This window comes from Rhizobium sp. ZW T2_16, assembly GCF_044987325.1.
Taxonomy (GTDB): domain Bacteria; phylum Pseudomonadota; class Alphaproteobacteria; order Rhizobiales; family Rhizobiaceae; genus Neorhizobium; species Neorhizobium cellulosilyticum.
Genome location: NZ_JBJDRG010000004.1, coordinates 310,598 through 337,578, shown reverse-complemented (window position 1 = coordinate 337,578; position 26,981 = coordinate 310,598). Strand labels below are relative to the sequence as shown.

The window sequence follows — 26,981 nt, the reverse complement described above, 5'->3', positions numbered from 1 at the left end:
TGGGCCTTCACGGCGAAAATCTTCTCCAAGCCACCAGTCCTCGGCGAGGAGGCGATAGGGCAAGCGGGGAAGGGTGGAGCGATCGGGAATGAGGTGCTTTTTCATGTCGGCAGAATGCCCATGGCATTTGCAGATTATGTGCAGGCCATGAGGAGATATTCAGGATTTTGGTCCGAACCGAGCCGACTTCATCGAGATGCCTTTGGGAGAATGCATGTTCTCCGGCAGATAATCTTAAAACGGGCTTTCCACAAATGGCGCTGGCGGGCTTGAAGCAGGATCGTGCAGCCAAGCTCCGCTGACCGTACGTGGTAGCTTTGCCGCATACTCAACTCCATGTGTCTGCTGTACAAAAATGACAACGTCGCCTGGCGCGGCTCCATGGGAAGAGAAAGACATCATGAATTCATTTCAACCAGCTCCCTCGAAATCGTACCTGACGACACCGGGAGGCGCGGCGGCCGCCGTTCTGCATCATGGCGCTCAACTGGCTTCCTGGCAGTCTGCGAAAGGTACGGAGAACATCTATCTGTCGGAGCTGGCCGATTTTTCTCCGGGTAGCGCGGTGCGTGGCGGCGCGCCAATCTGCTTTCCGCAATTCTCCACCCTCGGCGATCTGCCGCTGCACGGTTTCTTCCGCAACCAGATCTGGACGCCGGTTCCGGGCGGTGGAGATGGCGCCGAGATTGCGCGGTTACAGCTTCGCGACACAGACGAGACTCGCGCGCTGTGGCCGCACGCTTTCCAAGCTGAACTTCAAGTGACAGTTGCGGACCACAGCCTGGAGATCGTTTTTTCGGTATCGAATACAGGGGCTGAGGTTTTCTCCTTTACCGCAGCGATCCACACTTACTTCCGGGTGACAGAGATCGCGAACGTAGCCATCGCGGGCTTGCAGAATGTCCGCTATCTGGACAAGCTAAAGGAAAATGTCATCGATACTGAGACGAGCGCGCGGTTGCTGATCGACCGCCCGCTCGACCGCATTTATTACAACACCACGGGGGCACTCACCCTCGAAGAGGGCGCTCGTCAGTTACGGATTTCTACGCAGGGCATGCCCGATACCGTGGTATGGAATCCTGGCCCGGAACGTTGCGCCACCATCGCCGATCTGCCCGATGATGCCTGGCGGCATTTTGTCTGCGTCGAGGCTGCGGCTATTGACGCGCCTATCTCTCTTGCTCCTGGCGCAACGTGGCGCGGGGTCCAGAAAATGGAAGATATTCAAGGCGATCGATAAATTCCGGAATGCGCCGCAGGCGATCATTCGTAGTGTGATTACCGTCTTTAATGTCGGTAAAAAATCTTTCGTGAGGGGCAGGCGCCGCGCTTTCAGCGGCGCCTGCCCCTCGATCGCAGAATTATTGCGGGGTCAGATCGAAGCCGAACCATTTCATCGACAAGGTCTTCAGCGTGCCGTCAGCCTTGGCGGCGGTGATCGCCTCGTCGAACTTAGCCTTCAGGGCCGTATCGCTCTTGCGCAGGCCGACGGAGCTGCCGGCGCCGAGGAAGCCACCCTGGAAGCGCGGGCCGACGATTTCGATATCGCTGTTGGTCGGCTTTTCGACGGCGGTCTTCAGATAGCCCATCGACGCCATGATCACGTCGACGCGGCCGGCGATCAGGTCGAGGTCATGCTGTTCGGTGGTCTTGTATTCGCGCTTTTCGACGGTGTCCTTGAGATATTCGTCGATGAAGCGCGACGCGATCGAGGCGGTCTGCACGCCGATGATCTTGCCCTTCAAAAGCGGCTTCAGCTCTTCGACGGCCTTGCGTGCGCCTTCCTGATTGCTGGAGAGCGAATAAAGCGCGTCCTTCAGCGGCATGCTGGAAAGGTCGCTGTCCTTCAGCACGGCGAAAGCCTGGCCGGTGCTGCCGTAGGACATCGAGAAATCGATGACTTCCTTACGCTTTTCGGTGGCGGACATGCCGGCCATGATGGCGTCGAACTTGCCGGCGTTAAGCGCGGGGATCATGCCGTCGAAAGCCTGGGCAACGATGGTGCACTTGATCTTCATGTGATCACACAGATAGTGCGCCAGCTCGACATCGTACCCGTCCAGCGTGCCATCCGGGCGGGTGAGGTTATAGGGAGGAAATGCACCTTCGGTGGCGATGGTGATTTCCGTCTTTTCCTGCGCGAAAGCGCCGGTCGCAAGCGTCATCGCTGCGAACATGCCGGCAGCCAGTGTCTTGATGATTGTCATTGTCGTTACCCGTCTCCTTGTTGGGTATTCATTGGTCTCAGGCGTTGATGAATTTGCGAAAACGCTCCGACTGCGCGTGGGTGAACATCTCCTCCGGGCTACCCTGTTCCTCGATTGCGCCCTGATGGAGGAAGATCACCCGGCTGGATACGTCGCGGGCAAAGCCCATTTCGTGGGTGACGACCAGCATCGTGCGGCCCTCGTCGGCAAGCGAGCGCATGACACGCAGGACCTCGCCGACCAGTTCCGGGTCGAGCGCCGATGTCGGCTCGTCGAACAGCATGACCTTGGGGCGCATGGCGAGCGCTCGTGCAATTGCCGCACGCTGCTGCTGGCCGCCGGAAAGATGCGAGGGATAATGATTGCGCTTGTCGGCAATGCCGACCTTTTCGAGCAGCGCTTCGGCTTCGGCGATCACATCGGCCTTCGGCCGTTTCTGCACATGGATCGGCGCCTCGATGATGTTCTCGATCACCGTCTTGTGGGACCAGAGATTGAAGCTCTGGAACACCATGCCGAGTTCGGAGCGGATGCGTTCGACCTGCCGACGGTCGACAATATGCCCGTGACCCCTTGCATCGCGCTTGAGAGATATTTTTTCGCCAGCCACGCTGATATCGCCGGCATCGGGTGTTTCCAGCATGTTGATGCAGCGAAGCATGGTCGATTTGCCGGAACCGGACGAACCGAGAATGGAGATGACTTCGCCCTCATGCGCCGTCAGGTCTATGCCTTTCAGCACTTCGACCGGGCCGAAGCTCTTGCGCAGTCCGCGGACCTCGATCGCAGGTGTAGTATTGGGTGTCATTGCGGTCATTTCATTTCTCCTGCCGCAACGGGCTGAAGGCTGGGCGCTTGTCGCAAATGCGGGCTCAGGCGATATTCTGTCAGGACGACGATGCGGGTGAGCAGGAAATTGATGGCGAGATAGATCGCGCCTGCAACGATAAAGACTTCGATCGCCCGGTAGGTTTCGGAAATCAGCTTCGCGGCAACGCCCGTCACTTCCATGATGGTGATGATCGAGGCGAGCGAGGTCGCCTTGACCATGGAGATGATCTCGTTGGAATAGGCCGGCAGCGACTGGCGGATTGCCAGCGGCATGACGATGCGGCGGAACACCAGAAAACGTGACATTCCGCAGGCGCGGCCGGCTTCCACCTGGCCATGCGGTACGGACAGCAGGCCGCCGCGGATGATTTCGGCGGAATAGGCGGCGGTGCATAGCATCAGCGCGATGATCGCGCACCAGTAGGGATCGCGCAGGATAAACCAGAACATGCTGCGGCGTACGCCGCGGAACTGGCTGAGGCCGTAATAGATCAGGAAGATCTGCACGAGCAGCGGCGTGCCGCGGAAGATGAAAATATAAGCGCGGGCGAACCAGTCGAGAGGGGCAATGCCGGAGAGCCGGCAGAGCGCCAGCCCGAGTGCGAGGACGGTTCCCAAAGCCACCGATGTTGCAGCCAGTTGCAGCGTCGTCGGAATGGCCGAGATCAGCGTGACAAACGTCTCGTAGAGAAACAGGAAATCCATCAGCCCCTCCGGACACCGCGGGTGAACTGCTTTTCGCTGAACTGCAGCAGCGCGCCCGACAAGGTCGAGATGGCGAGATAGATCATGGCGGCGATGAAATAGAAGTCGAAAGGGCGACCGGTGGAGCCGGCACCAATCTGCGACTGGCGCAGCAATTCGACAACGCCGGTGATCGACACGAGGGCGGATTCCTTCAGCACGATCTGCCAGACATTGCCCATGCCGGGCAGGGCGTAGCGCAAGGTCAGCGGCGCGATGATGCGGCGAAAGCGCAGGAAGGGAGGCATGCCGCAGGCAATCGCCGCTTCAAGTTCGCCGGCATGGACGGCCTTGTAGGCGCCGCGAAACACTTCCGTCTGCTGAGCGCCGGAGGTGACGCCGACGGCGAGTGCACCGGCGAGAAAACCGGGAAAGCTGATGAAGCCGCTTGCGCCGAAGAGATGGCCGAAGGCGGAAATGACCGTGCTGCCGCCGAAATAGAAGAGGTAGATGACGAGCAGATCAGGAATGCCGCGCAGCACCGTGGTGTAGGTGCCGGCAACGCCGCGGGCAACCGGTCCGCCTGCAATCTTTGCCCATGCGCCGAGCGCGCCGAAGACCATGCCGATGGCATAGCCTGCGAGCGCGATCAGGATCGTCATCATCGCACCGGCGGCAAGCGCCGGTCCCCAGCCATCCGGCCCGCTGCCGATCAGATCGAGAAAGGAGGGTTGTGTCATGCAGCATCCTGGACGAGCGGGATCGGAGGATCGACGTCATCCGGGATCGGGTTGACGAAGGGCGTGCCTTCGAGGCGATAGGCGAAATCGGCCTTTGCCTCGGCAATCCGTTCTGGATTTGCGAAGAGATCCGCAGCCGTCGAGGCCATGACCTTGGCTGCATGGGCCATGCCCTTGTGGGCTGCCGGCAGCTTGCCCTGCGCGACCAGCTGCCAGGAATGGCCGGGCGTGCCGATTGCGTAAGTGGCGCCGCGCACCTGCACGGTCGGAACCACCCAGCTGACGGTGCCGACATCGGTGGAGCCGACGATCGATGTATCGCCGCTTTCCGGCGGGAAGATCACGTCGCAGAGCGACACGCCGGAGCGGGGTTTGAGACCGAAACGCTGGAAGGACGACTTGATGTCGGCCGGCGTGAACGTCTTCTGGAATTCGGCAGCCTTGGCGCGATCGGCATCATCGAAATCCGGCAGGCCGATACGCTCGATATGGCCGTGCATCAGGGTCTCGAGCGGCGTGTTGCCGACGAGGTTGGCGTCACCGCTTATGATTTCGCTTCTGACTGTCGTGCCGGTCATCAGGGCAGCGCCGGCTGCGACATCCTTGACGCGATCCACGAGTTCGAGGAGGTCCGGCAGGTCGCGTGCGCGCACAAGGTAACGGACCGTGGCACGGGCCTGGACGACGTTCGGGGCATGGCCGCCAGTATCCGTGACGGCGTAGTGAATGCGTGCGCTCGACGGCATGTGTTCGCGCAGATAATTGACGCCGACATTCATCAGCTCGACAGCATCGAGAGCGGAACGTCCGAGGTGGGGCGTGGCAGCCGCATGCGATGCGCGGCCGGAAAAATGGAAATTCAGCTCATTGCAGGCAAGCGAGACCGGATTGTTGACGCCGACAAAAGCGGCCGGATGCCAGCAGATGGCGATATCGACATCATCGAACACGCCGGCGCGAACCATGAAACCTTTCGAGGAGCCGCCTTCTTCCGCCGGGCAGCCATAATAACGGATACGGCCGGGCAGGTTGTTGGCGGCGAGGTAATCCTTGACGGCTGCTGCCGCGAGCAGGGAGCCGGAACCAAGCAGGTTATGCCCACAGCCATGGCCGTGACCGCCGGCGACCAGCGGGCGCTCTTCGGCGAGACCGGCTTCCTGGCTGAGGCCGGGCAGGGCATCGTATTCACCAAGAATGGCGATGACCGGGCCGCCTTCGCCGGCTTCGCCCATCACCGCTGTCGGCATGCCTGCGACATTGCGGATGATCCGAAAACCTTCCGCCTCAAGCTGTGCCGCATGCGCTTCACTGGAAGAAAATTCCTCGTAATTCACCTCTGGTGTGTCCCATACCTGGTCGGCGAGGCGGGCATAATCGGGCGTCTTGTTGTCGACGAGTTCCCAGACGGCGTCGGAATTTTTCATGCTATCGGTCTTTTGTTGACAAAATTGGTACCAATCCTATTTACGGAATAACATTTGCGCAACATTTCTTTTTGATTATTTATTGAGCAGGTATGCGGGCTTCGAGAGTGGTGATGACGGGTTCCCAGACGGTTACCGACGTGGATGGAGAGCGGGATGCGACCCAGTTGATCCTGCAGGATATTCAGTCCGGCATATATGCGCCCGGCACGTGGCTCAAGCAGATCGATCTCGAGACGCGTTATGGCCGCGGCCGCAACGAAATTCGCCGCGCACTCGATCGTCTCGCCCTCAAGCGGGTTGTCGAGCATGTCCCCAATCGCGGCTATCATGTCTATCTGAGTGACGGAAAGCAGTGGGACGATATCGCCGAGATCCGCATCATGCTGGAGACCGGTATTGCCGGAAAAGTCATTGCACATGCGACGACGGCGGATATCGCGGGTCTCAGAGATCTGGCGAACCGGTTTCAGGGCCTGCTTCTTTCGGGCACGGTGCTCGAGCTTTACGAGGCAAACCTCGCCTTTCACCGCGCTTATGTCGATCTTGCCGGAAACGTGGAACTGCACAGCGTGATTGCGGAACTGCGGCAGCGTACGTCCTCCGCCCCGGTGTCGCAGTGGCATACGCGATCGAGGATCGAGGTTTCGGCTGCGGAACACCACGAGATGGTCAATGCAATCGAAGACCAGGACGAGATGCGGCTGAGGACACTCATCGAGCGGCACATCCGGCAGAAATAGCCGGTTTCAATTCCTGCTCAAAAGTCGCACAATCCCGTCAGTTTTTCAATTCGACCCATTCAGAGCGGCCGAGATTCGGTTCACTCGCTCGTTTTTCGGTTCATTATGATTCTACTTGCTCTTTTCGAACGCGCAGCGCTGATGCTGATGGTGCTGTTCTTTCTCGGACGCACGCGCCTTTTCAAGAACGTGCTCTGGAAAGGCAGGCTCAGCGGGCTTGAACTTGCCTTTCTGTCCGCACTGTTTTCCGGCTTTGCGGTCGGCGGCACCTATATGGGCATTCCGGTCGAAGGCGCGCTCGTCAACGTCCGCACCATCGCCATCATGTCCGGCGGTATTCTGTTTGGGCCGTGGGTCGGCATCCCCGCAGGCATCATTTCCGGCCTGCACCGTTTCCTGATCGACATCCACGGCCCGTCGGCAACCGCCTGCCTGATCAGCAGCATCTGCGCCGGGCTTCTATCGACCGTTATCCACTATCGCGGTCGCCGCAGGTGGCTTTGGCTGACCGGCAGCCTTGCCGGCATGGCCTGCGAATGCCTGACCATGCTGCTCATCCTGCTTCTGGCCCCAGTTGGTGTCGGCAGCGCGATCGTTGCGGAAATCGCCTGGCCGATGATCATCGGCTCCATGTGTACCGGGATGATCATCAAGCGCATTCAGGATATCGAGGACGAGAAGGAGCTGACGGCAGCCCATGAGGCAAAGCTTGCACTCATCATCGCCAACCGAACCCTGCCGTTTTTCCAGAACGTGCAGGATGATACTTTCGCAAAGGTCTGCGGCGTGATTCACGAATGCCTGGGGGCGGACGCGGTGGCGATCACCGACCGCGACCATGTCCTTGCCTATGTCGGTATCGGTCACGAATATTACGACGAGAAAAAGCACAAGCATCTGAGTGAACTGACGGCCGATGCCATCCGCAACGACCGTATCACCATCGACAACAACCTGCATCGTTATCCGGCCGCGGATTTCCGTTCCGTGGCGATCGTGCCGCTGCGCGAGAACGGCCTTGTCACCGGCACGCTGAAGATCTTCTTCGCCAAGCCGGACATGATCACGGATTCACTGCGTGAACTCGGTGTCGGCCTGTCGCAGCTGATCTCGACGCAGATGGAACTGTCGCGCGTAAAAGCTCTGCGCGAGATGGCGGCAAAGGCGGAATTCCGCGCACTTCAGAGCAAGATCAATCCGCATTTCCTTTTCAATGCGCTCAACGCCATCTCGTCTCTTGTAAGGCTTCGCCCCGACGAGGCGCGGCAGGTGATTGCCAAGCTTGCGGATTATCTGCGCCAGAACCTCTCGCTCAGCGACGGCATGATCGACATAAAGGACGAGTTGCGGCAGGTGCAGGACTATGTGGCGATCGAGCAGGCGCGTTTCGGGCCAAAATTGACGGTCACGTTCGATGTTGATGACGTGAATGTCGAGATCCCAAGCCTCTCACTTCAGCCGCTGGTCGAAAACGCCATCCTGCACGGCATCCAGTCACAGCCGAAGCCGGGCGAAGTCCATATCGCAGTGAAGCGCCTTACCGATCGGGTCAATGTCACCATTCGCGATACGGGCAAGGGTATCGATCCCGAAGTCATCGAAGCGGTTGCCAATGGCCAGGCCGTGCGCGACCGGATTGGTCTGATGAACGTGAATGAGCGCCTGAAGCTGCTGCATGGCCAGGGGCTGACGATCCAGAGGCTTGAACCGGGTACGTCCGTGAGCTTCGATCTGCCGCTCGAAAACAAGGAAGCCGCATGAAGGCCCTGATCGTTGAAGACGAATATCTGGCGCGGGACGAGCTGAAATGGTTGATCGAGAACCATAGTTCCATCGAGGTCGTGGCAACGCAGGAAGATGGCCTTGCGGCCCTGCGTTATATGCAGGAACATGATCTCGACGTCGTGTTTCTCGACATCAACATTCCGTCGATCGACGGGATGACGCTGGCGCGCAGCCTTCACAAGCAGAGCAATCCGCCCAAGATCGTCATCGTCACGGCTTACAAGGAACATGCGGCCGAAGCCTTCGAGCTCGAAGTGTTCGATTATATCCTCAAGCCCTTCAATGAGCAGCGTGTCGCCAACACGCTGAAGAAGCTGGAAAATCAACCGGCCCCGGCAGCATCGGCGGAGCCGGTACCCCAGCCGGTTACCGCAGCCAAGCGCACGGTCAACATTCCGCGCAAGGACAGCATCCTCGTGCTGCCGGCGGACCTTATCTATTACGCCCGTGCCGACGAGAAGCTGACCTATGTACATACCGTCAAAGGGCATTTCGTCATTCCGACCAGCATCGGCGATTTCGCCGAAAAGCTGCCGGCAGACACATTCTTCCGCTGCCATCGCTCCTGGTGCATCAACACGTCCAAGATCCGCGAGATCTCACCGTGGTTCAATGGTACCTATGTCATCAAGCTGCACAATTTCGATGATGTCGAAATTCCGGTCAGCCGGTCTCACTTGAAAGAGTTCAAGCAACTCATGCAGCTCTGACTGCCATTCATTCCACCGATCGTGCAGTTCACGCCTTTTTCGAACAGGCGGAATAAAGAGCGGCCTAGGTTTCCTCCATATTCATAAAGGAGGAAACGCGGATGACCGCTCTTTCCAATTCAAAGCGTTATTTCACACTTGTCGGCACCATTTTGTGCCAGTTCGGCCTCGGTTCGGTCTACACATGGAGCCTGTTCAACGAGGGACTTTCAGCCAAGCTTTCGCAGCCGCTGACCCAGGTTGCGTTCACCTTCGGTCTGCTGAGCCTGGCACTTGCCGTCGGCTCGTCGCTCTCGGGAAAACTGCAGGAGAAGTTCGGGCTTCGCAGCGTCGCAATCACCGCCGGCCTTGCGCTTGGCCTCGGCCTTTATCTGACCTCGACGGCAAGCAATCTCGCGCTGCTCTATATCTACGGCGGCATTCTGATCGGCGCGGCCGATGGCGCCGGCTATCTGCTCACCCTGTCGAATTGCGTCAAATGGTTTCCCGAGCGCAAGGGCCTGGCTTCGGCATTTTCGATCGGCGCCTATGGTCTCGGCAGTCTCGGCTTCAAATACCTGAACCTCGAGCTGATCAACCGTTTCGGCATGGAAAGCGCTTTCGGCCTGTGGGCGATTGCGGCCCTGGTTCTGGTTGTCGGCGGCGCGCTGCTCATCAGCGAGGCTCCGCAAACCCGTGCTCAGACAGCCGGTGCCGGCGCAAGGGATTACACGTTGGCAGAGGCCGTCCGTCAGCCAAGGTACTGGCTGCTGGCGCTGATGTTCCTCACCGTCTGCATGAGTGGCCTATACCTGATCGGTGTCGCAAAGGATGTCGGTGAGCGTTACGTCGGCCTGTCGACTTCGGTTGCAGCCGATACCGTCGCCATCATCGCTGCCGCTAACCTGCTGGGCAGGCTCGTTCTCGGCATCTTGTCGGACAAGATTGCCCGTATCCACATCATCAGTATCGCGCTTGCCTGCGCCCTGACCGGCATGGCCATGCTGCTTTTCGTGCCGCTGAATGAATATTCGTTCTTCTTCGCTGTCGCCTGCGTTGCCTTCTCGTTCGGCGGAACGATCACCGTCTATCCGGGCCTCGTCAGCGATTTCTTCGGCCTGACCAACCTCGCCCGCAACTACGGCCTGATCTATCTGGGCTTCGGTATCGGCAGTGTCGTCGGTTCGATCGTTTCCTTCGTCCTCGGCGGCTTCCTGCCGACATTCTACCTGTCGCTGCTGCTGCTGTTCGCCTCGCTTCTGTGCTCGATCAGCCTTTGGCCAAGCCGGTCGCATCACGCAAAGACCGCGACCGTACATTGAACGTCGAGAAATCCTTCAGATGTCTTCACTTCGTGATATCTGAAGCCATCCTGGCCGCGTGCAGCCAACGCTTCAAAGCCTCGCCATTGGCGAGGCTTTGGAAATATGCAGCTGTAGATGGCCGGTCAAAGCTCTGGCCCGATCGCCTTGAGGGTGGGCGTCTTGTCGGGTTTCTTGTGCGGCGTTCGGACGGCAAACTTCATATCGTCGAGGCATATCGCGCTCTAAATGTAGTCCAATCCGATATCCAGCACCTGTGCGCTATGGGTGATCCAGCCGACTGATAGCAGATCCACGCCGGAGGCAGCGATTTCAGCTGCTGTCGTCGGATTGATATTGCCGGAAGCCTCGGTAATCGCCCGACCGGCGACGAGATCGACCGCCTGACGCAATTGGACCGGCGTCATGTTGTCGAGCAGGACGGCATCTACCCCGATCTGCAGGGCTTCTAGCAGCTGATCGAGCGTGTCGACCTCAACTTCTATCTTGACCATGTGCCCAACGCCCGCCTTCGCGCGCCGGATAGCTTCTGCAATGCCGCCGGCAATCGCGATATGATTGTCCTTGATGAGAACCGCATCGTTCAGCGCGAAACGATGGTTCATGCCGCCCCCGGCTCGTACTGCGTATTTTTCGAGCGACCTTAATCCCGGGGTCGTCTTGCGGGTGCAGACGACCGACGCTTTGCTGCCTGATATGGCTGACACGATGCTCGTTGTCACGGTCGCTATACCGGAGAGGTGGCCGAGAAAGTTCAGTGCAGTACGTTCGCCGGTCAGCAAGGCGCAGGAAGGCCCTTCGATGGTGGCGATCACATCGCCGGGCTTCACCACAGAACCGTCCTCCATATGGCGAACCATGCCAACCGCCGGATCTATGAGTTGAAACGCAAGCTCGGCGGCATCGAGACCGGCAATCACGCCTGGGTTGCGGCTGACCATTGCAAGGCGTGAGCGATGTCCTACAGGAATAACAGCTGCTGACGTAATATCGCCGGCAAGTCCCAAGTCCTCGATTAGGGCGTTGCGTACTGTGGGTTCGATAACGATCCGGGGAAGCGTTGCAATCATCTCGTATGTCGCTCTTTAAGCACTGTGAATGAGGGATAGGGGCGCCATTTGGCGCGCGGCGGCCAGCACTGCACTGAGTGTCATTCTTTGGCGCCGAGCGTCCGGGAGGCTGAGCGGGTAATCGGTTCGGGCATGGGCGCCACGTGACTCTTCCCGCATTAATGCAAAGACGGCGATGGAAATAGCGACAAGAGCGGGATCTGCCGCCGCCCCATCCTGTTCCACCAATGGCAGCAGGCTTCCGATCGCAGATCTCATCGTCTGTGAATTGCGCAGCACACCGAGACTGCGAGAGACGATGGGTCGTACAAACGAAAGATCCGATGATACCGGCAGCTCGATCGCGTTGCATATCGGGGCCATTGACCTTGGCCTCGCAAGGATATCGCGGGCGGCGTTCATGCCCATGACCGCGGCTTCAAGAAGCGAGTTGCTGGCTAGGCGGTTTGCGCCATGCAGGCCGGTCGAGGCGGCCTCGCCGACAACCCAGAGGCCATCGAGAGTACTGCGTCCTTGACGATCGGTTGCGACGCCGCCCATGTGATAGTGAACGGCAGGCCGAACGGGAATGCGCTCTCGCAACGGGTCAACACCGGCTTCTCGGCATAGAAGCGTTATTGTCGGGAAACGGTTGGCAAAGCCTTGCCCCAAAGCCTCTCTCGCATCGAGGAACACCCTGCTGCCTTTGGCAATTTCGGCGCTGATAGCTCTGGCAACGACATCGCGTGGGGCAAGCTCGGCAGCCGGTTGATCGGCCAGAAACCGCTCGTTCCTGTCATTGACAAGAATAGCGCCCTCGCCACGCACCGCCTCGCTGACAAGTGCCAGCGGCCGCCCGGCGGACCAGTTGGCGGCGTCGAGCGCGGTTGGATGGAATTGTACGAATTCCATGTCGGCAAGCTTGGCGCCGGCACGGGCGGCGAGCATGATGCCTTGCCCGTAATTGCCGCTCGGGGTCGTGGTCGTTTCGTAAAGACCGCCAAGTCCGCCCGTGGCGAGAACGATCCGCGTTGCAGGAATGACGAGAGGCCCCGATCGGCTTGCGCAGATAAGACCGGACAACACATCATCTGTCTTCAGCAAGCGGCGGACTTCGATGCCTTCCATGACTGTGATCGATGGTGTGCGGCTAACCTTCTCCACGAGGGCGTGCACAATCGCAGCTCCCGATCCGTCGCCGGCGACATGGGCGATGCGGTGCCGTGAATGTGCAGCCTCCAGTCCAAGCAAATAGGCTCCGTCAGGGCTCCGGTCGAACTGCACGCCGAAACTCTCAAGCGATGCGATCGCGGCCGGTGCGTCTGCGAGGATCGCAGCCGCGACGTCGGCGTCACACAATCCGTCGCCTGCTGCCAGCGTGTCTGCTAGATGCAGGCCGACGCTGTCGTCATCGCCAAGGCTTGCGGCGATGCCGCCTTGCGCCCATGCGCTGGAGCTTTCGGCCCCCAGTGCCGCCCGTGTCAGGAGCAGAACCGGCTGCGGCGCCAGCGTCAACGCCGTGACCAGTCCCGCGAGCCCGCTTCCGACCACCACGACTTGGTCGGCGAAGCGATCGAGATACTCCGTCATATCGCCAGCATCCTTTCGACAGCAAGCCGTGCGCCTGCTGCCACGGCGGGATCGACTGTCACTTCATGGCGATTTTCTTCCAACGCCTGGCGGATATTGGAGAGCGTGATGCGCTTCATATGCGGGCAGAGGTTGCAGGGTCTGATGAATTCCACGCCTGGATGGTCGACCGCGACGTTGTCGCTCATCGAGCACTCCGTCAGAAGAACGACGCGCGCCGGGCTCTTGGCTCCGACATAGTCCGACATGACAGCCGTGGAGCCGGCAAAATCAGCTGCCGCCACCACGTCAGGTGGACATTCGGGATGCGCCAGAATGGTGATGCCGGGATGCGCATCACGCAGGTCGCGCACATCCTGGGAGGTAAAAAGCTCATGCACTTCGCAATGGCCGTGCCAGGCTATGATCTCGACATCTGTCTCGCGGGCCACGTTTTGTGCCAGATATTCATCCGGGATCATCAGGACTTTCGACACACCGAGGGATTCGACAACCTTCTTTGCGTTGCCTGACGTGCAGCATATATCCGACGCCGCTTTGACGGCCGCCGACGTGTTGACATAGGTGATGACCGGCACGCCGGGATGGGCCTGACGCAGAAGCGCCACGTCTTCCGGCGTGATGGATTCTGCCAGCGAACAGCCGGCGCCCATGTCCGGGATGAGCACGGTTTTTTCCGGGTTGAGCAGCTTTGCGGTTTCCGCCATGAAATGAACGCCGGCCAGAACGATCACGTCTGCCTCTACATCGATTGCCTTGCGAGCGAGCGCCAGACTGTCGCCAACGATATCGGCAACGCCATGGAAGATTTCCGGTGTCTGGTAGTTATGTGCGAGGATTACCGCATTACGGCTTCGTTTCAACTCGAGGATCGTTTTAACGTTTTCCTGGTGCGACAACCACTCCGCTTCAGGCATCACTCTGCGAACGCGCTCATAGAGCGACGACATGGAAATCGGCGAATTCATCGATAACCCCCTTTAATACTCTATTTGAGTATATGTGCGGCAAATAGTTATTCTCGATTCGAGATTATGTCAATTACGCGAGAGCGGAAGTTTCGAACCCGACAGGGCACGTTCTTCGAGGACCGCATGCCGATAACGAAAGAGCTTTGCCGGACGGCCACCGCTTTCGCTGCTCATGCCGCCGGTTTCCTCGATCAACTCCTGTTGATCTATGAGCCGCCGGAAATTTGGTTTGTGCAGTGTCAGCCCCGCCAGCGACTCGACGGTTCGCTGCAGCTGCAGCAGTGTGAAATTTTCCGGCATCAGTTCGAAGACGACCGGTCGATATTTGATCTTGGCGCGCAGCCTTGCGATTCCAGTCGCAAGAATACGGCGATGATCCGCAAACATCGGGCGTCCGGTCGCAGGGTCGGCTTTTCCCCCAGCCTCGGCCACGATCCCGGCCTCGTAAAGCAATTCATATCGCTGCAGTGTCAGGTCTTCGTTCCAAGGGCTGCCGTCCAGCCCGAAGGCGAAATCGGTTCGGCGCTGGCGATGTTCGCGGCGGGAAGGCTCGGCGATGATCCAAGCGTGCAGACTTTCTGCGATGGACTGCAGACTATTGGGTCTTCCATTGCGATGATCTTCCCAGGGAAAATATTCGTACCAGCCATGCCAGCCGGGCTTGCCTGCACCGGGCGCGGCCTGTTCGCGGACAAGCCCAAGATAGCTGATCGAAATCGTCCTGCCGTCATCGCTCCCTGCCGATGAACGATCCCGGTCGGCGAATGTGTAGAGTTGCTCGAGATAGCCGATTGGGTGCCCGGTCTGGTCGCCAATCCATTCGCGCAAACCCGATTGCAGGCTGCGGTGCCCCAGCTCGAACGGACCAGACGGTAGCGCCTCTCCCGATTTTACCGTCATGACACGCGGAACATCGCTCGTCACGGCAGTCAGCGCGGCAATGAGCTCGATATGTGTTTGGCTATCCGGCAAACGAGGTCCTGTCTGGTCTCAAATCTATCGTCATGTCTCCTGTTTGATTTGCTATCAGAGCGGGCAGAATTTGGGAATGAATGCATTGGGGATATCTGTTGTTGTTCAGGTATGTGAGATCATAGAGCCTGACCGTGCCAGTCAATGCGACGGAGGATGAACCAGTTGAATATCCGCGTCAGATCGCGGAGCGAATTGCTGTATTTGACCCAGCCTGCGGAGGCCGGTAGACGAACCTGATCCGGCGGGCAGCAATTTAGATGCGGCCGTCGGAATGGAAATCCTTTCGATGAGGCTCCCATGACCGATCTTTTCGATGCCGCACCCCGTACCGGCTCCATGCCGCTCGCGGCGGAATTGCGTCCGACGACGCTCGACGACGTCATCGGTCAGGAGAAGGTTCTCGGCGAAGGAACGATGCTGCGTCGGCGCATCGCTGCTGGGCGGCTGGGCAGCATCATTCTCTATGGCCCGCCCGGGCTTGGAAAGACCTCGATTGCCCGCGCCATCGGCAACATGCTGGGCAAGAATTTCAGGCCGCTGCATGCGGCGCATAACAATGTCGCCGATATCCGCAAGATTGCCGACGAGGCGCGCATGCGGCCGACGCTGCTGTTCGCCGACGAGGTGCATCGGTTCAGTGCGACGCAACAGGATCATCTTCTGGCGCTCTGCGAGGAAGGGATTGCCGATTTCATCGGCGCGACGACCGGCAACCCCTATCACTCGCTGACGCCCGCTCTGATTTCCCGATCGACCATCCTGAAGCTGGAGCCCCTGGCGATCGAGGAGATGGAGGAGGTCGTGCGGCGCGGCCTCGATCATCTCGCCGGCAAAGGCATTGCGGTTGAGCTTGCCCCGGCACTGCTGCGGCGCATTGCCGGTCGCTCCGGCGGAGACGCGCGCCGTGCTCTCACCGTGCTCGAAAGCCTTGCCGTCGGCCATCCTTCGGGAAAGCCTGTGGTGATAACGGAGGAGATGGTCGATGAGGCCTATTCGGCGGCGCCGGTCAATCACGACCGGTCCGGTGACGCGCATTATGATGTGGTGTCGGCCTTCGTGAAATCCATGCGTGGCTCGGATCCGGATGCAACGCTCTACTGGCTGGCGCGGTTGGTGCATGGCGGCGAGGATCCGCGCTACATCGCCCGCCGCATCATGATCCACGCCTCGGAAGATGTCGGGCTGGCCGATAACACCGCGTTGCAGACGGCTGTTGCCGCACTTCATGCGGTGGAGAAGATCGGTTATCCGGAGGCGCAGATCGTGCTTGCGCATGCAGCCCTTCATGTGGCGCGCGCGCCGAAATCGAATTCCGCCTGCCGCGGCATTTCATTGGCGCTTGCCCATGTGGCAAGCGAGGCGCCGTCATCCGTGCCGATGCATCTGCGCGACGCGCACTACAAGGGAGCGGCGGCGCTCGGCCACGTCGGTTATGCCTTTCCGCATGACGATGGTCGCGGCTGGAGCGATCAGGTCTATGCGCCGGACGTGCCGCATGGCTCCTTCTACCAGAGCGATGCGCGCGATGCCGCAACCTTCGAGCGGCGGGCGGACGAACATTGGGAGCAGGTGACCGGCCGCGCCACGGCGCGGCGTTTCGGCGACAAACACTGATATTGGCTTAACCGATCAGCGCGGATCGACCAGACCGGCTTGCACACGGTTGACCACCGTCCAGATCAGCAGGACGCAGGCCATTGGCTGGATATGCCATGTCCAGTCGGGCAGGGTCTCGAATATGGCGACGAGCGCGCCCAGGGCTCCGAAGAGCAGGGCACGGTCGCTCTTGCCCATCGGCCCTTCGTAATTGCGGCCGTTTCCATGCGCGATGCCGAGAACGCCGGCAAATTCCGTCAGTACCGCAAGAAAGACGATGGTTGCGATCCATGGCAGGGAGAAAGGCGCAATCAGCGCGAAGGGGATGTAGAGCGCTGCGTCCGACACGACGTCGGTAATCTCGTTCAGATAGCCGCCAAGCGCGGACCTTTGGCCATGTTCGCGCGCCAGCATGCCATCGACGGCATTGAAGGCCATGCGGAGAAACATCCAGATCGGCACGAGCGCAAACAGCGCAGGCAGCGGTTCGATGATCAACAGGACGCCGATCGCAACGGAAACGAAGGAGGCGAACAGTGTCACCTGGTTGGCGGTCACCCCTATTGCTGCGAGGTGCCCAACCAGCGGGCGAAGGAGGGCCTGGAATGACGACTTCAGTTTGTAGATCGACATGAAAGCTCGAATCCGCTTGATTGCGTTCAACAAATGCAGACGCAAGTTGAAGAAATCAACTGCAAACCTGGGGCTTTCATCCGTATAGGTTACGGAACAGATGGGCGGGAGTGACAAAAGCATGATCGAAACCGCGTTTGCGAGCCATGACGGCGTCGAACTCTTCTATCGCCACTGGCCCGCTCGCTCCGGTACGACGAAGGGTGCAATCGTTCTTCTGCACCGCGGCCACGAGCATGGCGGCAGGGTCGCCCATCTTGTCGAAGAGCTTGGTCTCGACGATTTCGCCTTCTACGCCTGGGATGCGCGCGGGAATGGCCGCTCTCCCGGCGAACGCGGCCACTCGCCATCTTTTGCTCATTCGGTGCGCGATCTCGACTGCTTCGTTCGTCATATCCGCGAGACCGGCGGCTTTGCCATGGATCAGGTCGCCGTCGTGGCCCAAAGTGTCGGCGCGGTGCTCGCATCCACATGGGTGCATGATTATGCGCCTGGCATCCGCGCCCTGGTGCTGGCTTCGCCGGCATTCGACGTCAAGCTTTACGTGCCTTTCGCCCGGGAGGGGATTGCGCTGTGGCAGAAGCTGAAAGGCACGTTTTTCGTCAACTCCTACGTCAAGGCACGGTTTCTGACGCATGATGCCGAGCGCATCGCATCGTTCGAGAGCGATCCGCTGATTACCCGGCCGATTGCGTCCAATGTTCTTCTCGAGCTTTACGAGGCTGCTGACAGGGTTGTCGCGGACGCCCGCGCGATCACGGTGCCGACGCAGTTGCTTATTTCCGGCAGCGATTTCGTCGTGCGCCACGCGCCGCAACATCGCTTTTTCGAAAACCTCGGCAGCACGATCAAGGAACGTCATGTGCTGCCCGGTTTCTATCACGACACGCTCGGCGAACGGGACCGGGCCAAGGCCGTGAAAAAGGTACGTTCGTTCATCACCGAACGCTTCGAGGAGGTGCCGGTCGTTGCTGATCTTCGGCAGGCTCACCTATCCGGTTACAGCCGCGACGAGGCCGACCGGCTGGCGACGCCATTGTCGATAGCCTCGCCGCGCGGATTGTATTGGGCTTTCACGCGCGCCTCGATCCGCTTCGGCGGTCTCTTTTCCGACGGTATCAAGACGGGCCTGCGGACCGGTTTCGATTCCGGTTCGACACTCGATTACATTTATGAGAACGATGCGCGGGGCCTTGGTCCAGGTGGCCGGCTGATTGACCGGCAGTTTCTCGATGCGATAGGCTGGCGCGGTATCCGGCAGCGTAAGGTGCATCTCGAAGAACTGATCGGAAGGGCGTTTGCGCGCCTGAAAGCCGAGAACAAGCCGGTACGGGTGCTCGATATCGCCGCCGGTCACGGGCGCTACATTCTCGACGCAGTAGCGGCATCCGAGGTGAAACCGGACAGCATCCGGCTGCAGGATTATTCGCCGATCAATGTCGAGAAAGGCACCGCGCTCATCGCCGAGCGTGGCCTGAGTGACATTGCGAGCTTCCATCGCGCCGATGCCTTCGATACGGCCGGCCTGACTTCGATCGAGCCCAGGCCTACGCTCGCCGTGGTTTCCGGCCTTTACGAACTGTTCCCGGATAATCACGCCATCGAAGCCTCTCTGCGCGGTCTTTCGCAGGCGCTGGAGCCGGGATCGCTGCTGCTCTATACCGGCCAGCCATGGCATCCGCAGCTTGAGATGATCGCGCGGGCGCTCACCTCTCACCGCGGCGGCGAGGCATGGATCATGCGCCGACGCACACAGCAGGAGATGGACCAGTTGGTCGCCGCTGCCGGTTTCCGCAAGATCGAGCAGCGTATCGACAAATGGGGCATTTTCACCGTGTCGCTGGCCGAGCGTATCTGAGGCCGAGATGGGGGAGGGGATTGCATCTGTTCCGGTTGGCGTGCGCGGCGCTGTGATGCGAACGGCAGCGCTGTGGCTGCTTTTCCTCGCTCCGTTTTTCTATCTCACCTATGGCGTGGCGAACTGGCTGGCTTCGCTGCGCGCCGACGTGCCGAACCTTGCCTTCGGCTGGGAAAAATACATTCCGTTCTTCGCCTGGACGATCATTCCCTATTGGTCAATCAACGCGTTTTATGCGCTGTCTCTCTTCGTCAACGATACGCCGCAGGATGTCGGCCGTCTGGCGCGCCGGTATCTGACTGCGCAGGTCGTGGCGGTTATCTGCTTCATCGCGTTTCCCCTGCAGGCGATTTTCGTGCGGCCGGAAACCGATGGCCTTCCGGGCTTCATGTTCGTTGTTCTCGGCGGTTTCGACAAGCCGTTCAATCAGGCGCCGTCGCTGCATATCGCCCTTCTGGTGATCATCTGGGACCATTGGCGTTGCCGCTTGAAGGGTTTTCCGCGCACAGTCTGGCATGTCTGGTGTGTGCTGATCGGGCTTTCGGTGCTGACCACCTGGCAGCACCATGTCATCGACATTCCGACCGGAATGCTGCTCGGCCTGTTTGCGCTCTGGTTGTTTCCTGCGGACAAAGCCTCACCGCTTGCCGACTTCCGCCTCACGAAGGATCGAAAGGCGCGGCGGCTGGCGATCGTTTATGCGGTTGGCGCGACAATCTTCCTGCTGATTGCGGTGATTTCGGCGCGCAGCAATGGTGCAGGCCTGTTGTGGCTGTGGCCGAGCCTTGCTCTGGCGCTCGTTGCCATCGGTTATGCCGGAGCAGGACCGCGGGTCTTTCAAAAGCAAGGAGACGGGGTGACGAGCCTTGCGAGCCGTTATCTGCTCTGGCCCTATCGTCTCGGTGCGCGGGCGAACCGCTGGTGGTGGACGCACAGGCTTCCGGCTGCGGTCAAAGTTGGCGACGGGGTGTTCCTCGGGCGCGCTCCGGGCCGTGACGAACTTAGGGCCTATGCCTCGGTCGTCGACATGACGGCTGAATTTCCGGCGCGCCGCGCTGCCGGTCTCGTTTGGCGTGCGATACCGTCGCTCGATCTGCTGCCGCTATCGGTGGCAAGTATTCGTGATGGGGCGCTTGCTGTCGAGGACGTCCGCAGCCGTGGCCCGGTGCTCGTCTGCTGTGCACTCGGGTTTCAGCGTAGTGCGGCGGTCGTCGCATGCTGGCTCGTGCGGTCCGGTCATGCGGCTAATGCTGCTGCGGCAGCTGAGCAGATCAAGGCGCTCGGCCGTCCTGTTCATCTCAAGCCGCAAACCTATGCGGCAATCGACGAGGCGGCGCGATGAGCGACTGGAAACCAGCGACGGCAAAAGCGGTCCGGCGATTATGCTGCAACGGCATCGGTGGTGGCCTGGTCGCTCTGTTTCTGCTGGCCATCGCACCATTGACGGCAGGTTCAAACGGGTTCGGCTCGGCACTTGGCTGGTTGCTTCTGCTCGCTTTCTGCCTTGTCGCTCTCGCACTGACGGTTCATCTCCTGTTCGATGCCGCACTGTTTCGCATAGCGCTTTCGCATGATGGCAAAGAGGCGGGCCTGGCTGCGATCGATGACGTTCTGGTGCGAATGGGGCTGAGGGCGAAGCCTGCCGTTCCGGCACCCTTGTCGCAACGGTTTTTCGGATGCCGTCGGCTTATCCTGCTGCAATGGCTGAGCCTTGTCGCCGGCATTGTGCTTTACGGCATTCTTCTCCTCGATGCGATGAATGGAGGTCCAGCATGAGAGGCGGTGCATCGCTGCTTCAGGTTGCCTCCGGTTCTGTGCTCGCCGTTCTTGCGCGCGTGGTAACCGGCGTGCGTCCCATATGGGCGGGATCGGCACCGAATGGCCGCCAGCGCATCTATTTCGCCAATCACGCCAGCCATGGCGATTTCATTCTCGTCTCGACCTGCCTGACGCCTTTCGAGCGCAGCAGGACGGCGGCCGTTGCCGGGGCGGATTACTGGGGGGCAGGCCGCCTGCGCCGGTTCATCTCCCGCCGGTTGCTGCGCACCGTGCTTGTCGAGCGCAACTGGGTGGAGCGAACGGCCGATCCGATGCAGGTGATGTTTGCTGCGCTTGATACGGGGCAATCGCTGATCTTCTTTCCGGAAGGCACGCGCAACATGACGGAGGAGCCGCTCTTGCGGTTTCGGTCTGGCCTCTACAATCTTGCTGCCGCCCGGCCGGATGTCGAGCTGGTGCCCTGCTGGATCGAGAACATGTCGCGCGTCCTGCCCAAGGGCGCGCTTCTGCCGATCCCGCTTCTCTGCCGAGTCGTTTTCGGTGAGCCGGTGAGGCTCGACGAAGGCGAAGACCGCAAGGTCTTCCTCGACCGCGCCCGGCAAGCCCTTCTCGCGCTTGCACCCCAAAAGGATGGAAACAGCCGATGAGCGATGACACGACGCGCCTTTTTATCGGACTGGTCGGCGTGCTTTTGACGGCAAGCGTGATTGCGGGTGTGCTCTCCTGGCGCAGCCCGAAGCCGTTGCCGCCGACGCTCGACAATCTCAATGCGCGGATCAAGGCCTGGTGGATCATGGTGGCGGGCATCAGCTTCGCCTTCCTGTTCGGTACAGGCGGCGTGATCCTGCTTTTCGCCTTCGTGTCCTTTGCCGCGCTGCGGGAATATGTGACGCTGACCAATACGCGCAATGCGGATCGATGGACGCTGCTCGGCATGTTCCTGATCATCAACCCGGTGCAGTATTATCTGATCTGGATCGACTGGTACGGGCTCTATTCGATTTTCATTCCCGTCTACTGCTTCCTGGCCATGCCGGCGCTGACTGCGATGCGGGGAGACACGTCTCGTTTCCTCGAGCGGGTCAGCGAGCAGCAATGGGGCATCATGCTATCCGTCTACTGCATCAGCCATGTGCCGGCGCTGGTGACCTTGCCCATTCCAGGTAATGAAGGGCGGGGGCTGCTGCTGATCGCCTTCCTGATCGCGACAGTGCAGGGCAGCGATGTGCTGCAATATGTCTTCGGCAAGCTTTTCGGTCGTCACAAGGTTGCTCCGAGCATCTCGCCGTCCAAGACCTGGGAGGGACTGATCGGCGGGATCGCCAGTGCCTCGCTTATGGGCGCAGGGCTTTACTGGCTTACTCCCTTCTCGCCTGTTGAAGCGGGAGTGCTGGCAGCACTTTCCTGCGTCATGGGCTTTTTCGGCGGCCTCGTTGCCTCTGCCATCAAGCGTGATCGTGGCGTCAAGGACTGGGGCCACATGATCGAAGGCCATGGCGGCATGCTGGACCGGGCCGACAGCTTGGTTTTTGCAGCGCCCGTCTTTTTCCATATTGTCCGCTATGCCTGGACATAGCGCTGGATCCGTCTAACTGGCGCAAACCGTGATCGTTATATTGCCGAGTCGGTGACAAAGCCGGCCATTGTACAGGAGGGAGAGCGTGAAACCAGTGAGCAAGAAGCTCGGCTTGGTTCTCGCAAGCCCTGATACAATCTCCTGATACACGCAGTCACGTTGGCGCGCAGGACGAGATATTTCGTGTTTCGCTATCTTTGGATCATTCTTCTGCCACATGCGTTAGTAATCGCTGTGTGTCATCCGCACCCGAACGGATGAACATAATATTACAAGGAGTACAGGGATGAAAAAGACAATTGCCGTGGCCCTCGCAGCCCTCCCGGTCGCATTCGTTGCAACGGCCGCATCCGCAGCCGACGTCATCAGCCGGCGCGACAGCGTGCCGACCTATCAGGAAAATGATCAGCGCGGCGGTGTTCGCATCGGTTACCTGGATTGCTCGATCGGCGGCGGTGTTGGCTACGTTCTCGGTTCCGCCAAGGAAGCAGACTGCGTCTTCAAGTCGACCATGGGCAGCGAGCCGCTTGACCGCTACACCGGCGTCGTTCGCAAGATGGGCGTCGATCTCGGCTTCACCACCCGCAGCCGTTTGATCTGGGCGGTCTTCGCACCGACCGCAGGCTACCACCACGGTTCGCTCGGCGGCCTTTATCAGGGCGCAACGGCGGAAGCCACGGTTGGCGCAGGCATCGGCGCAAACATCCTGGTCGGCGGCACGTCCGGATCGATCCACCTGCAGACGGTGAGCGTGACGGGCCAACTCGGCCTCAACCTTGCTGCCACCGGCACTTCGGTGACGCTGTCGCCTGCAGCAATGTAATCCGATCAATCGGCCTGCCTCGCGATTTTCGTAAGGCAGGCCGAAATTGCGACCGATGTATTTATCGGTTTTCAGTTCAAAGCGACGCTGCAGCACGCGCGGCCTGATCATAGTGGCCCGAAAGCGCCCGCAATCTTGCCGCCACCTGAGACAGGCTGTCGGTCGCAACCTCCGTAGACAGCACCGATTTGACCAGAAGGCTTTCGCGCGTCGCCTTGTAGCGGGCGCAGGCATTGGCACCGGCTTCGGTGACCATGACCAGTTTTTCCTTGCCGCGACGGCCGGACTTGATCAGCTTCATTCGCTCCAGCTTTTTCAGCGCGTAGGTAACCACATGCGTGTCCTCGATATTGAGGACGAGGGCGATGTCGGCTAGAGTTTTCGGCTTGTTGCGGCTGTTGATGTTGTGCAGGACGAGGATATCGACCGGCGACAAATCTGGCACGCCGGCTGCTGCCATGCAGCGTATCATCCAGCGGCTGAAGGCGTGGTTGAGCATGACGAGGCCGAACTCGATCTCGGAGAGTGCGGGCAGCGCGCCGCTTGCTAGATGTTCCGAGGATACGATGGGGCCGAGGCTATGCTCCGCCAGAGGCAGCTTTTCCTGTGACATGATCCCTCCTCTCCCGCGAAGGAAAGGCGCCACGGCATGGTCGCCGCAGCGCCATCCGATTATTTCTTGTATGCGTCGAGAATGGCCTGGCCGTCGGCTCCGGCCTTCTTTGACCAGTCTTCCGTCAGCTTGGCGCCGACTTCCGACAGGCCAGTCTTCAGTTCGGCGCTCGGCTCAAGGACCTGCATGCCGTTCTTCTTGAGCGTGTCCATATAAGACTTTGTCCTCTCGGCGGCGAGCGCCCAGCCACGGGTTTCGGCCGCCGCCGCCGCATCGGTCACGGCCTTCTGCGTGGCGGGATCGAGTGCCGCAAAGGCGGCTTTGTTGACGAAGATGGCGTTCTTCGGGATCCAGGCCTGCGTGTCGTAATAGTGGGTGAGCGATTCCCAGATCTTCGAATCGACACCGGTCGCCGATGAGGTCATCAGACCGTCGACCACGCCGGTTGCCAGTGCCTGCGGCAGTTCGGCGGCCTGGACGGTGACCGGCTGCGCGCCGACGATTTCAGCAATGCGCGACGTGCCGACATTATAGGCGCGCCATTTGAGGCCCTTGAGGTCGGCAACGGAATTGACGTCCTTCTTGGTGAAGATGCCCTGCGGCGGCCACGGTGTGGTGTAGAGAAGCTTCAGACCCTGCTTGTCGAGCGCCTGTTCGATAGCCGGCTTGGAAGCGTCGTAAAGCTTCTTCGACTGATCGAAGCTGGTTGCCAGGAAGGGCACGACATCGAGGCCGAAGACGGGGTTTTCGTTTTCATGCAGCGACAGCAGAACTTCGCCGACCTGCGCCTGGCCGGTCTGGACGGCGCGCTTGATATCCGGTGCCTTAAACAGCGAGGCGTTCGGATGGACGGTTATCTTCAACTCGCCCTTGGTCGCCTCGTCGATATCCTTGGCGAACTGGTTGAGGTTCTCGACATGGTAGTTTGCCGGCGGGTAGGCCGACGGCAGGACCCAATTGGCTGCGAAGGACGGTGCGGTGGTGGCGAGAAGGGCGGCAGCAGCGAGGCCCCATCGCGCAAATCTTGCAGTTACGTTCATCTTGTCAGTTCCCTCTCTTGTTATCCCGGAAACGCCATTTGCGGCAGAACCATCACGATTTCCGGGAAGACCGTGATGATGGCGACTGTCGCCACGAGCAGGAAGAAGAACGGTAACGAAGCCTTCGCTACCGTCAGGCTGTCACGGCCGCTCATCGTCTGGAGCACGAAGAGATTGAAGCCGACAGGCGGCGAGACCTCGGCCATTTCGACGATCAGCACGAGGAAGATGCCGAACCAGACAAGATCGAAACCGGCCTGCTGGATCATCGGCAAGACGACGACGGTGGTCAATACGATCATCGAAAGACCGTCGAGCGCCGCACCCAACAGGATGTACATGACCGTCAGGACGGCGATCAGCGCGAAGGGGCTGAGGTTGAAGCTGTCGACCCAGGCGGCCAGCGCGTTCGGAATGCCGGTATAACCCATGGCGATCGACATGAAGCCGGCGCCGGTGAGGATCAGCATGATCATGCAGGTCAGCCGGGTTGCGCCCATGACGCTGTCCCAGAAGGATTTCCAGGTCAGTGACCTCGACCATGCGGCAATACCGAGCGAGCCGAGTACGCCCCATGCAGCGCATTCCGTTGCCGTCGCCCAGCCGAGCAGCAGCGTTGCGAAGACGAGGATGATCAGCAGCGTGACCGGGATGAGGTTGGCCGATTCCTTCAGCTTTTCCTTGAAGCTCATCTTCGGCGGGGCAGGCGGCGTCTTGTCCGGGTTGAGCAGCGACCAGACGGCGATATAGCCGCAATAGAGGACCATCACGATCAGGCTCGGCAGGAAGCCGGCGAGAAAAATCTGGATGATCGAGACGTTGGCGGCCACCGCATAGACGACCATGGTGATCGACGGCGGGATGAGGATGCCGAGCGTGCCGGCGCCGGCAAGCGAGCCGAGGCTGACCATTTCGTCATAACCGCGCTTCTTCAGTTCCGGCAGGGCGATCTTGGCGATCATCGCCGTTGTTGCCGCCGATGATCCGGAAATCGAGCCGAACAGGCCGCAGCCGAGCACGTTGACATGCATGAGCCGGCCTGGAAGCCAGCCGAGCCAGGGTGCGAGGCCGCGGAACATCTCTTCTGAAAGTTTTGTTCGAAACAGGATTTCGCCCATCCAAACGAAGAGCGGCAGCGCTGCGAGCGACCACGACGCGCCATTGCTCCAGGAATTGGTGGCAAGCACGGCGCCGATCGGGATGCCGGGCATGAACAGCATGGCGATGAAGCCGCAGATCAGCAGCGAAAAGCCGATCCACACGCCGCTTGCCAGAAGTGCGAGAAGGGCAACCAGAATGATGCCGGAAATTTCGACAAGTTCGACTGTACCCATGAGATCAGGCCCCGCTCTGGATGGCGCGTTCGATGGCTTCTTCCGGTGTGTCCGGCGCGGGTTTTTCGTAACGGGGCAGGCCGCCGAACAGCACATGCACAAGCTCGTCGACCATGGCGACGGCAAGAATGATCAGACCGCCGGAAAAGCCGATCTGCGGGATCCATAAAGGCATGGCGATCACGCCCTGGGCTAGGTCGTTAAACGCCCATGAGGTGCGGTTCATGTCAAACGCATACCAGGCGAAATAGACCGCAGCAGCAGACCCGATCAGCAGGGCCACGACCTCGAAGAGCTGGCGGGTGCGTCCGGTCATCCGCTCGATCAGCAGGCCGACGCGGATCATTTCTCCTGAACGAAAAGTATGCGCCAGGCCGAGAAAGGCGGAAGCCGCCATCGCCCAGGAGGCGAAGTCGTCACCGGCCGGGACGTCGATGCCCAAGGGGCGGCCGGCGGAAAGCGCCAGCATGATGACGAAGATCAAGATGAGGAAAAGCCCGGCCAGCCAGCCGGAGACGAGATACAACCCATCCAGCCCCTTTCGGAGCCATTCGGGGAAAATGCTGTGGTGCGGATCAGCGGCGGACATGACGTGTCCTCCGCTCGAAAATGCGGAAATCGCTCATGTGGCTTCCCCTCGGTTGCCGTTGCAGGCAAGGCTCTTTGCGGCCCTTTGCCTGTTCGATAGGCATGATGCAGCATTGTGCATTTTCCTG

General features: G+C 60.0%; 26 protein-coding genes. 12 read left to right on the top strand and 14 right to left on the bottom strand.

Annotation, left to right across the window (positions count from 1 at the left end):
• Nucleotides 1–400 precede the first annotated feature (400 nt).
• Nucleotides 401–1,243 (top strand): D-hexose-6-phosphate mutarotase, encoded by an 843-nt coding sequence (locus ACI3K0_RS14425; RefSeq protein WP_404945493.1) that lies wholly within the window; start codon nucleotides 401–403, stop codon nucleotides 1,241–1,243.
• A 121-nt stretch (nucleotides 1,244–1,364) separates the two neighbouring features.
• Here the strand turns inward: ACI3K0_RS14425 and ACI3K0_RS14420 are convergent, their stop codons facing one another.
• Genes ACI3K0_RS14420 through ACI3K0_RS14400 form a run of 5 tightly spaced genes read right to left on the bottom strand, consistent with a single transcriptional unit; the run spans nucleotide 1,365 to nucleotide 5,889 of the window.
• Nucleotides 1,365–2,210, bottom strand: coding sequence for a transporter substrate-binding domain-containing protein (locus ACI3K0_RS14420; protein ID WP_148144519.1), 846 nt, complete (start codon nucleotides 2,208–2,210; stop codon nucleotides 1,365–1,367).
• Nucleotides 2,211–2,247: 37 nt separating this feature from the next.
• Nucleotides 2,248–3,027, bottom strand: a complete 780-nt coding sequence (locus ACI3K0_RS14415; RefSeq protein ID WP_404945492.1) for an ABC transporter ATP-binding protein — start codon at nucleotides 3,025–3,027, stop codon at nucleotides 2,248–2,250.
• Nucleotides 3,024–3,746: an ABC transporter permease gene (locus ACI3K0_RS14410; RefSeq protein WP_148144520.1), complete on the bottom strand. Its 723-nt coding sequence runs from the start codon at nucleotides 3,744–3,746 to the stop codon at nucleotides 3,024–3,026. Before ACI3K0_RS14410 ends, ACI3K0_RS14415 begins: the two co-directional genes overlap by 4 nt.
• Nucleotides 3,746–4,465 (bottom strand): ABC transporter permease, encoded by a 720-nt coding sequence (locus tag ACI3K0_RS14405; protein WP_148144521.1) that lies wholly within the window; start codon nucleotides 4,463–4,465, stop codon nucleotides 3,746–3,748. Before ACI3K0_RS14405 ends, ACI3K0_RS14410 begins: the two co-directional genes overlap by 1 nt.
• The gene (locus tag ACI3K0_RS14400; RefSeq protein WP_404945491.1) at nucleotides 4,462–5,889 is read right to left on the bottom strand and encodes a M20 family metallopeptidase; all 1,428 of its coding nucleotides are present in this window, start codon (nucleotides 5,887–5,889) and stop codon (nucleotides 4,462–4,464) included. The genes ACI3K0_RS14405 and ACI3K0_RS14400 overlap by 4 nt, the downstream gene beginning before the upstream one ends.
• A gap of 113 nt (nucleotides 5,890–6,002) precedes the next feature.
• Here ACI3K0_RS14400 and ACI3K0_RS14395 point away from each other — a divergent pair, with 113 nt between their 5' ends.
• The 4 genes from ACI3K0_RS14395 (at nucleotide 6,003) to ACI3K0_RS14380 (ending at nucleotide 10,428) form a co-directional block, all read left to right on the top strand.
• The gene (locus ACI3K0_RS14395; protein ID WP_206827190.1) at nucleotides 6,003–6,632 is read left to right on the top strand and encodes a GntR family transcriptional regulator; all 630 of its coding nucleotides are present in this window, start codon (nucleotides 6,003–6,005) and stop codon (nucleotides 6,630–6,632) included.
• A gap of 105 nt (nucleotides 6,633–6,737) precedes the next feature.
• Nucleotides 6,738–8,393: a LytS/YhcK type 5TM receptor domain-containing protein gene (locus ACI3K0_RS14390; RefSeq protein ID WP_148144524.1), complete on the top strand. Its 1,656-nt coding sequence runs from the start codon at nucleotides 6,738–6,740 to the stop codon at nucleotides 8,391–8,393.
• Nucleotides 8,390–9,127, top strand: coding sequence for a LytTR family DNA-binding domain-containing protein (locus tag ACI3K0_RS14385; protein WP_148144525.1), 738 nt, complete (start codon nucleotides 8,390–8,392; stop codon nucleotides 9,125–9,127). Before ACI3K0_RS14390 ends, ACI3K0_RS14385 begins: the two co-directional genes overlap by 4 nt.
• 101 nt (nucleotides 9,128–9,228) lie before the next feature.
• Entirely contained in the window at nucleotides 9,229–10,428 is a 1,200-nt protein-coding gene (locus ACI3K0_RS14380) for an MFS transporter (RefSeq protein WP_148144526.1), read from the top strand.
• A 224-nt stretch (nucleotides 10,429–10,652) separates the two neighbouring features.
• Here the strand turns inward: ACI3K0_RS14380 and nadC are convergent, their stop codons facing one another.
• From nadC to ACI3K0_RS14360, 4 genes are all read right to left on the bottom strand, one after another.
• A complete protein-coding gene (nadC, locus tag ACI3K0_RS14375; RefSeq protein ID WP_404945490.1) occupies nucleotides 10,653–11,498 on the bottom strand; it encodes a carboxylating nicotinate-nucleotide diphosphorylase in 846 nt (281 codons plus the stop codon).
• Nucleotides 11,499–11,513: 15 nt separating this feature from the next.
• A complete protein-coding gene (locus ACI3K0_RS14370) occupies nucleotides 11,514–13,067 on the bottom strand; it encodes an L-aspartate oxidase (RefSeq protein ID WP_206827196.1) in 1,554 nt (517 codons plus the stop codon).
• On the bottom strand, nucleotides 13,064–14,035 hold the full coding sequence (gene nadA, locus ACI3K0_RS14365; RefSeq protein WP_206827197.1) for a quinolinate synthase NadA: 972 nt from the start codon (nucleotides 14,033–14,035) through the stop codon (nucleotides 13,064–13,066). The genes ACI3K0_RS14370 and nadA overlap by 4 nt, the downstream gene beginning before the upstream one ends.
• Before the next feature lie 69 nt (nucleotides 14,036–14,104).
• A complete protein-coding gene (locus ACI3K0_RS14360; RefSeq protein WP_206827198.1) occupies nucleotides 14,105–15,010 on the bottom strand; it encodes an NrtR DNA-binding winged helix domain-containing protein in 906 nt (301 codons plus the stop codon).
• A 300-nt stretch (nucleotides 15,011–15,310) separates the two neighbouring features.
• Here ACI3K0_RS14360 and ACI3K0_RS14355 point away from each other — a divergent pair, with 300 nt between their 5' ends.
• Nucleotides 15,311–16,627, top strand: coding sequence for a replication-associated recombination protein A (locus ACI3K0_RS14355; protein WP_148144531.1), 1,317 nt, complete (start codon nucleotides 15,311–15,313; stop codon nucleotides 16,625–16,627).
• A 15-nt stretch (nucleotides 16,628–16,642) separates the two neighbouring features.
• Here the strand turns inward: ACI3K0_RS14355 and ACI3K0_RS14350 are convergent, their stop codons facing one another.
• Nucleotides 16,643–17,242: a CDP-alcohol phosphatidyltransferase family protein gene (locus tag ACI3K0_RS14350; protein ID WP_206827200.1), complete on the bottom strand. Its 600-nt coding sequence runs from the start codon at nucleotides 17,240–17,242 to the stop codon at nucleotides 16,643–16,645.
• 121 nt (nucleotides 17,243–17,363) lie between these two features.
• Here ACI3K0_RS14350 and ACI3K0_RS14345 point away from each other — a divergent pair, with 121 nt between their 5' ends.
• The 6 genes from ACI3K0_RS14345 (at nucleotide 17,364) to ACI3K0_RS14320 (ending at nucleotide 23,278) form a co-directional block, all read left to right on the top strand.
• Entirely contained in the window at nucleotides 17,364–19,100 is a 1,737-nt protein-coding gene (locus ACI3K0_RS14345) for a bifunctional alpha/beta hydrolase/class I SAM-dependent methyltransferase (protein WP_148144533.1), read from the top strand.
• Between the two features lie 7 nt (nucleotides 19,101–19,107).
• The gene (locus ACI3K0_RS14340) at nucleotides 19,108–20,442 is read left to right on the top strand and encodes a phosphatase PAP2/dual specificity phosphatase family protein (RefSeq protein ID WP_206827201.1); all 1,335 of its coding nucleotides are present in this window, start codon (nucleotides 19,108–19,110) and stop codon (nucleotides 20,440–20,442) included.
• Nucleotides 20,439–20,876, top strand: a complete 438-nt coding sequence (locus ACI3K0_RS14335) for a hypothetical protein (RefSeq protein ID WP_206827202.1) — start codon at nucleotides 20,439–20,441, stop codon at nucleotides 20,874–20,876. Before ACI3K0_RS14340 ends, ACI3K0_RS14335 begins: the two co-directional genes overlap by 4 nt.
• A complete protein-coding gene (locus tag ACI3K0_RS14330) occupies nucleotides 20,873–21,526 on the top strand; it encodes a lysophospholipid acyltransferase family protein (RefSeq protein ID WP_404945489.1) in 654 nt (217 codons plus the stop codon). Before ACI3K0_RS14335 ends, ACI3K0_RS14330 begins: the two co-directional genes overlap by 4 nt.
• Nucleotides 21,523–22,455, top strand: a complete 933-nt coding sequence (locus ACI3K0_RS14325) for a phosphatidate cytidylyltransferase (protein ID WP_206827204.1) — start codon at nucleotides 21,523–21,525, stop codon at nucleotides 22,453–22,455. Before ACI3K0_RS14330 ends, ACI3K0_RS14325 begins: the two co-directional genes overlap by 4 nt.
• Nucleotides 22,456–22,741: 286 nt before the next feature.
• Nucleotides 22,742–23,278: a DUF992 domain-containing protein gene (locus ACI3K0_RS14320; protein WP_148144538.1), complete on the top strand. Its 537-nt coding sequence runs from the start codon at nucleotides 22,742–22,744 to the stop codon at nucleotides 23,276–23,278.
• Nucleotides 23,279–23,354: 76 nt separating this feature from the next.
• On the opposite strand, the gene ACI3K0_RS14315 is transcribed toward ACI3K0_RS14320, so the two are convergent.
• From ACI3K0_RS14315 to ACI3K0_RS14300, 4 genes are read right to left on the bottom strand one after another with little or no spacing between them, the layout of a single operon-like run.
• Nucleotides 23,355–23,891, bottom strand: a complete 537-nt coding sequence (locus ACI3K0_RS14315; RefSeq protein WP_206827205.1) for a winged helix DNA-binding protein — start codon at nucleotides 23,889–23,891, stop codon at nucleotides 23,355–23,357.
• A gap of 59 nt (nucleotides 23,892–23,950) precedes the next feature.
• The gene (locus tag ACI3K0_RS14310) at nucleotides 23,951–24,931 is read right to left on the bottom strand and encodes a TRAP transporter substrate-binding protein (protein ID WP_148144540.1); all 981 of its coding nucleotides are present in this window, start codon (nucleotides 24,929–24,931) and stop codon (nucleotides 23,951–23,953) included.
• Between the two features lie 20 nt (nucleotides 24,932–24,951).
• Nucleotides 24,952–26,265 carry a TRAP transporter large permease gene (locus ACI3K0_RS14305; protein WP_183685430.1) on the bottom strand — a complete coding sequence of 438 codons (1,314 nt, stop codon included), beginning with the start codon at nucleotides 26,263–26,265 and terminating at the stop codon, nucleotides 24,952–24,954.
• Between the two features lie 4 nt (nucleotides 26,266–26,269).
• The gene (locus ACI3K0_RS14300) at nucleotides 26,270–26,854 is read right to left on the bottom strand and encodes a TRAP transporter small permease (protein WP_206827207.1); all 585 of its coding nucleotides are present in this window, start codon (nucleotides 26,852–26,854) and stop codon (nucleotides 26,270–26,272) included.
• Between the last annotated feature and the right edge of the window lie 127 nt (nucleotides 26,855–26,981).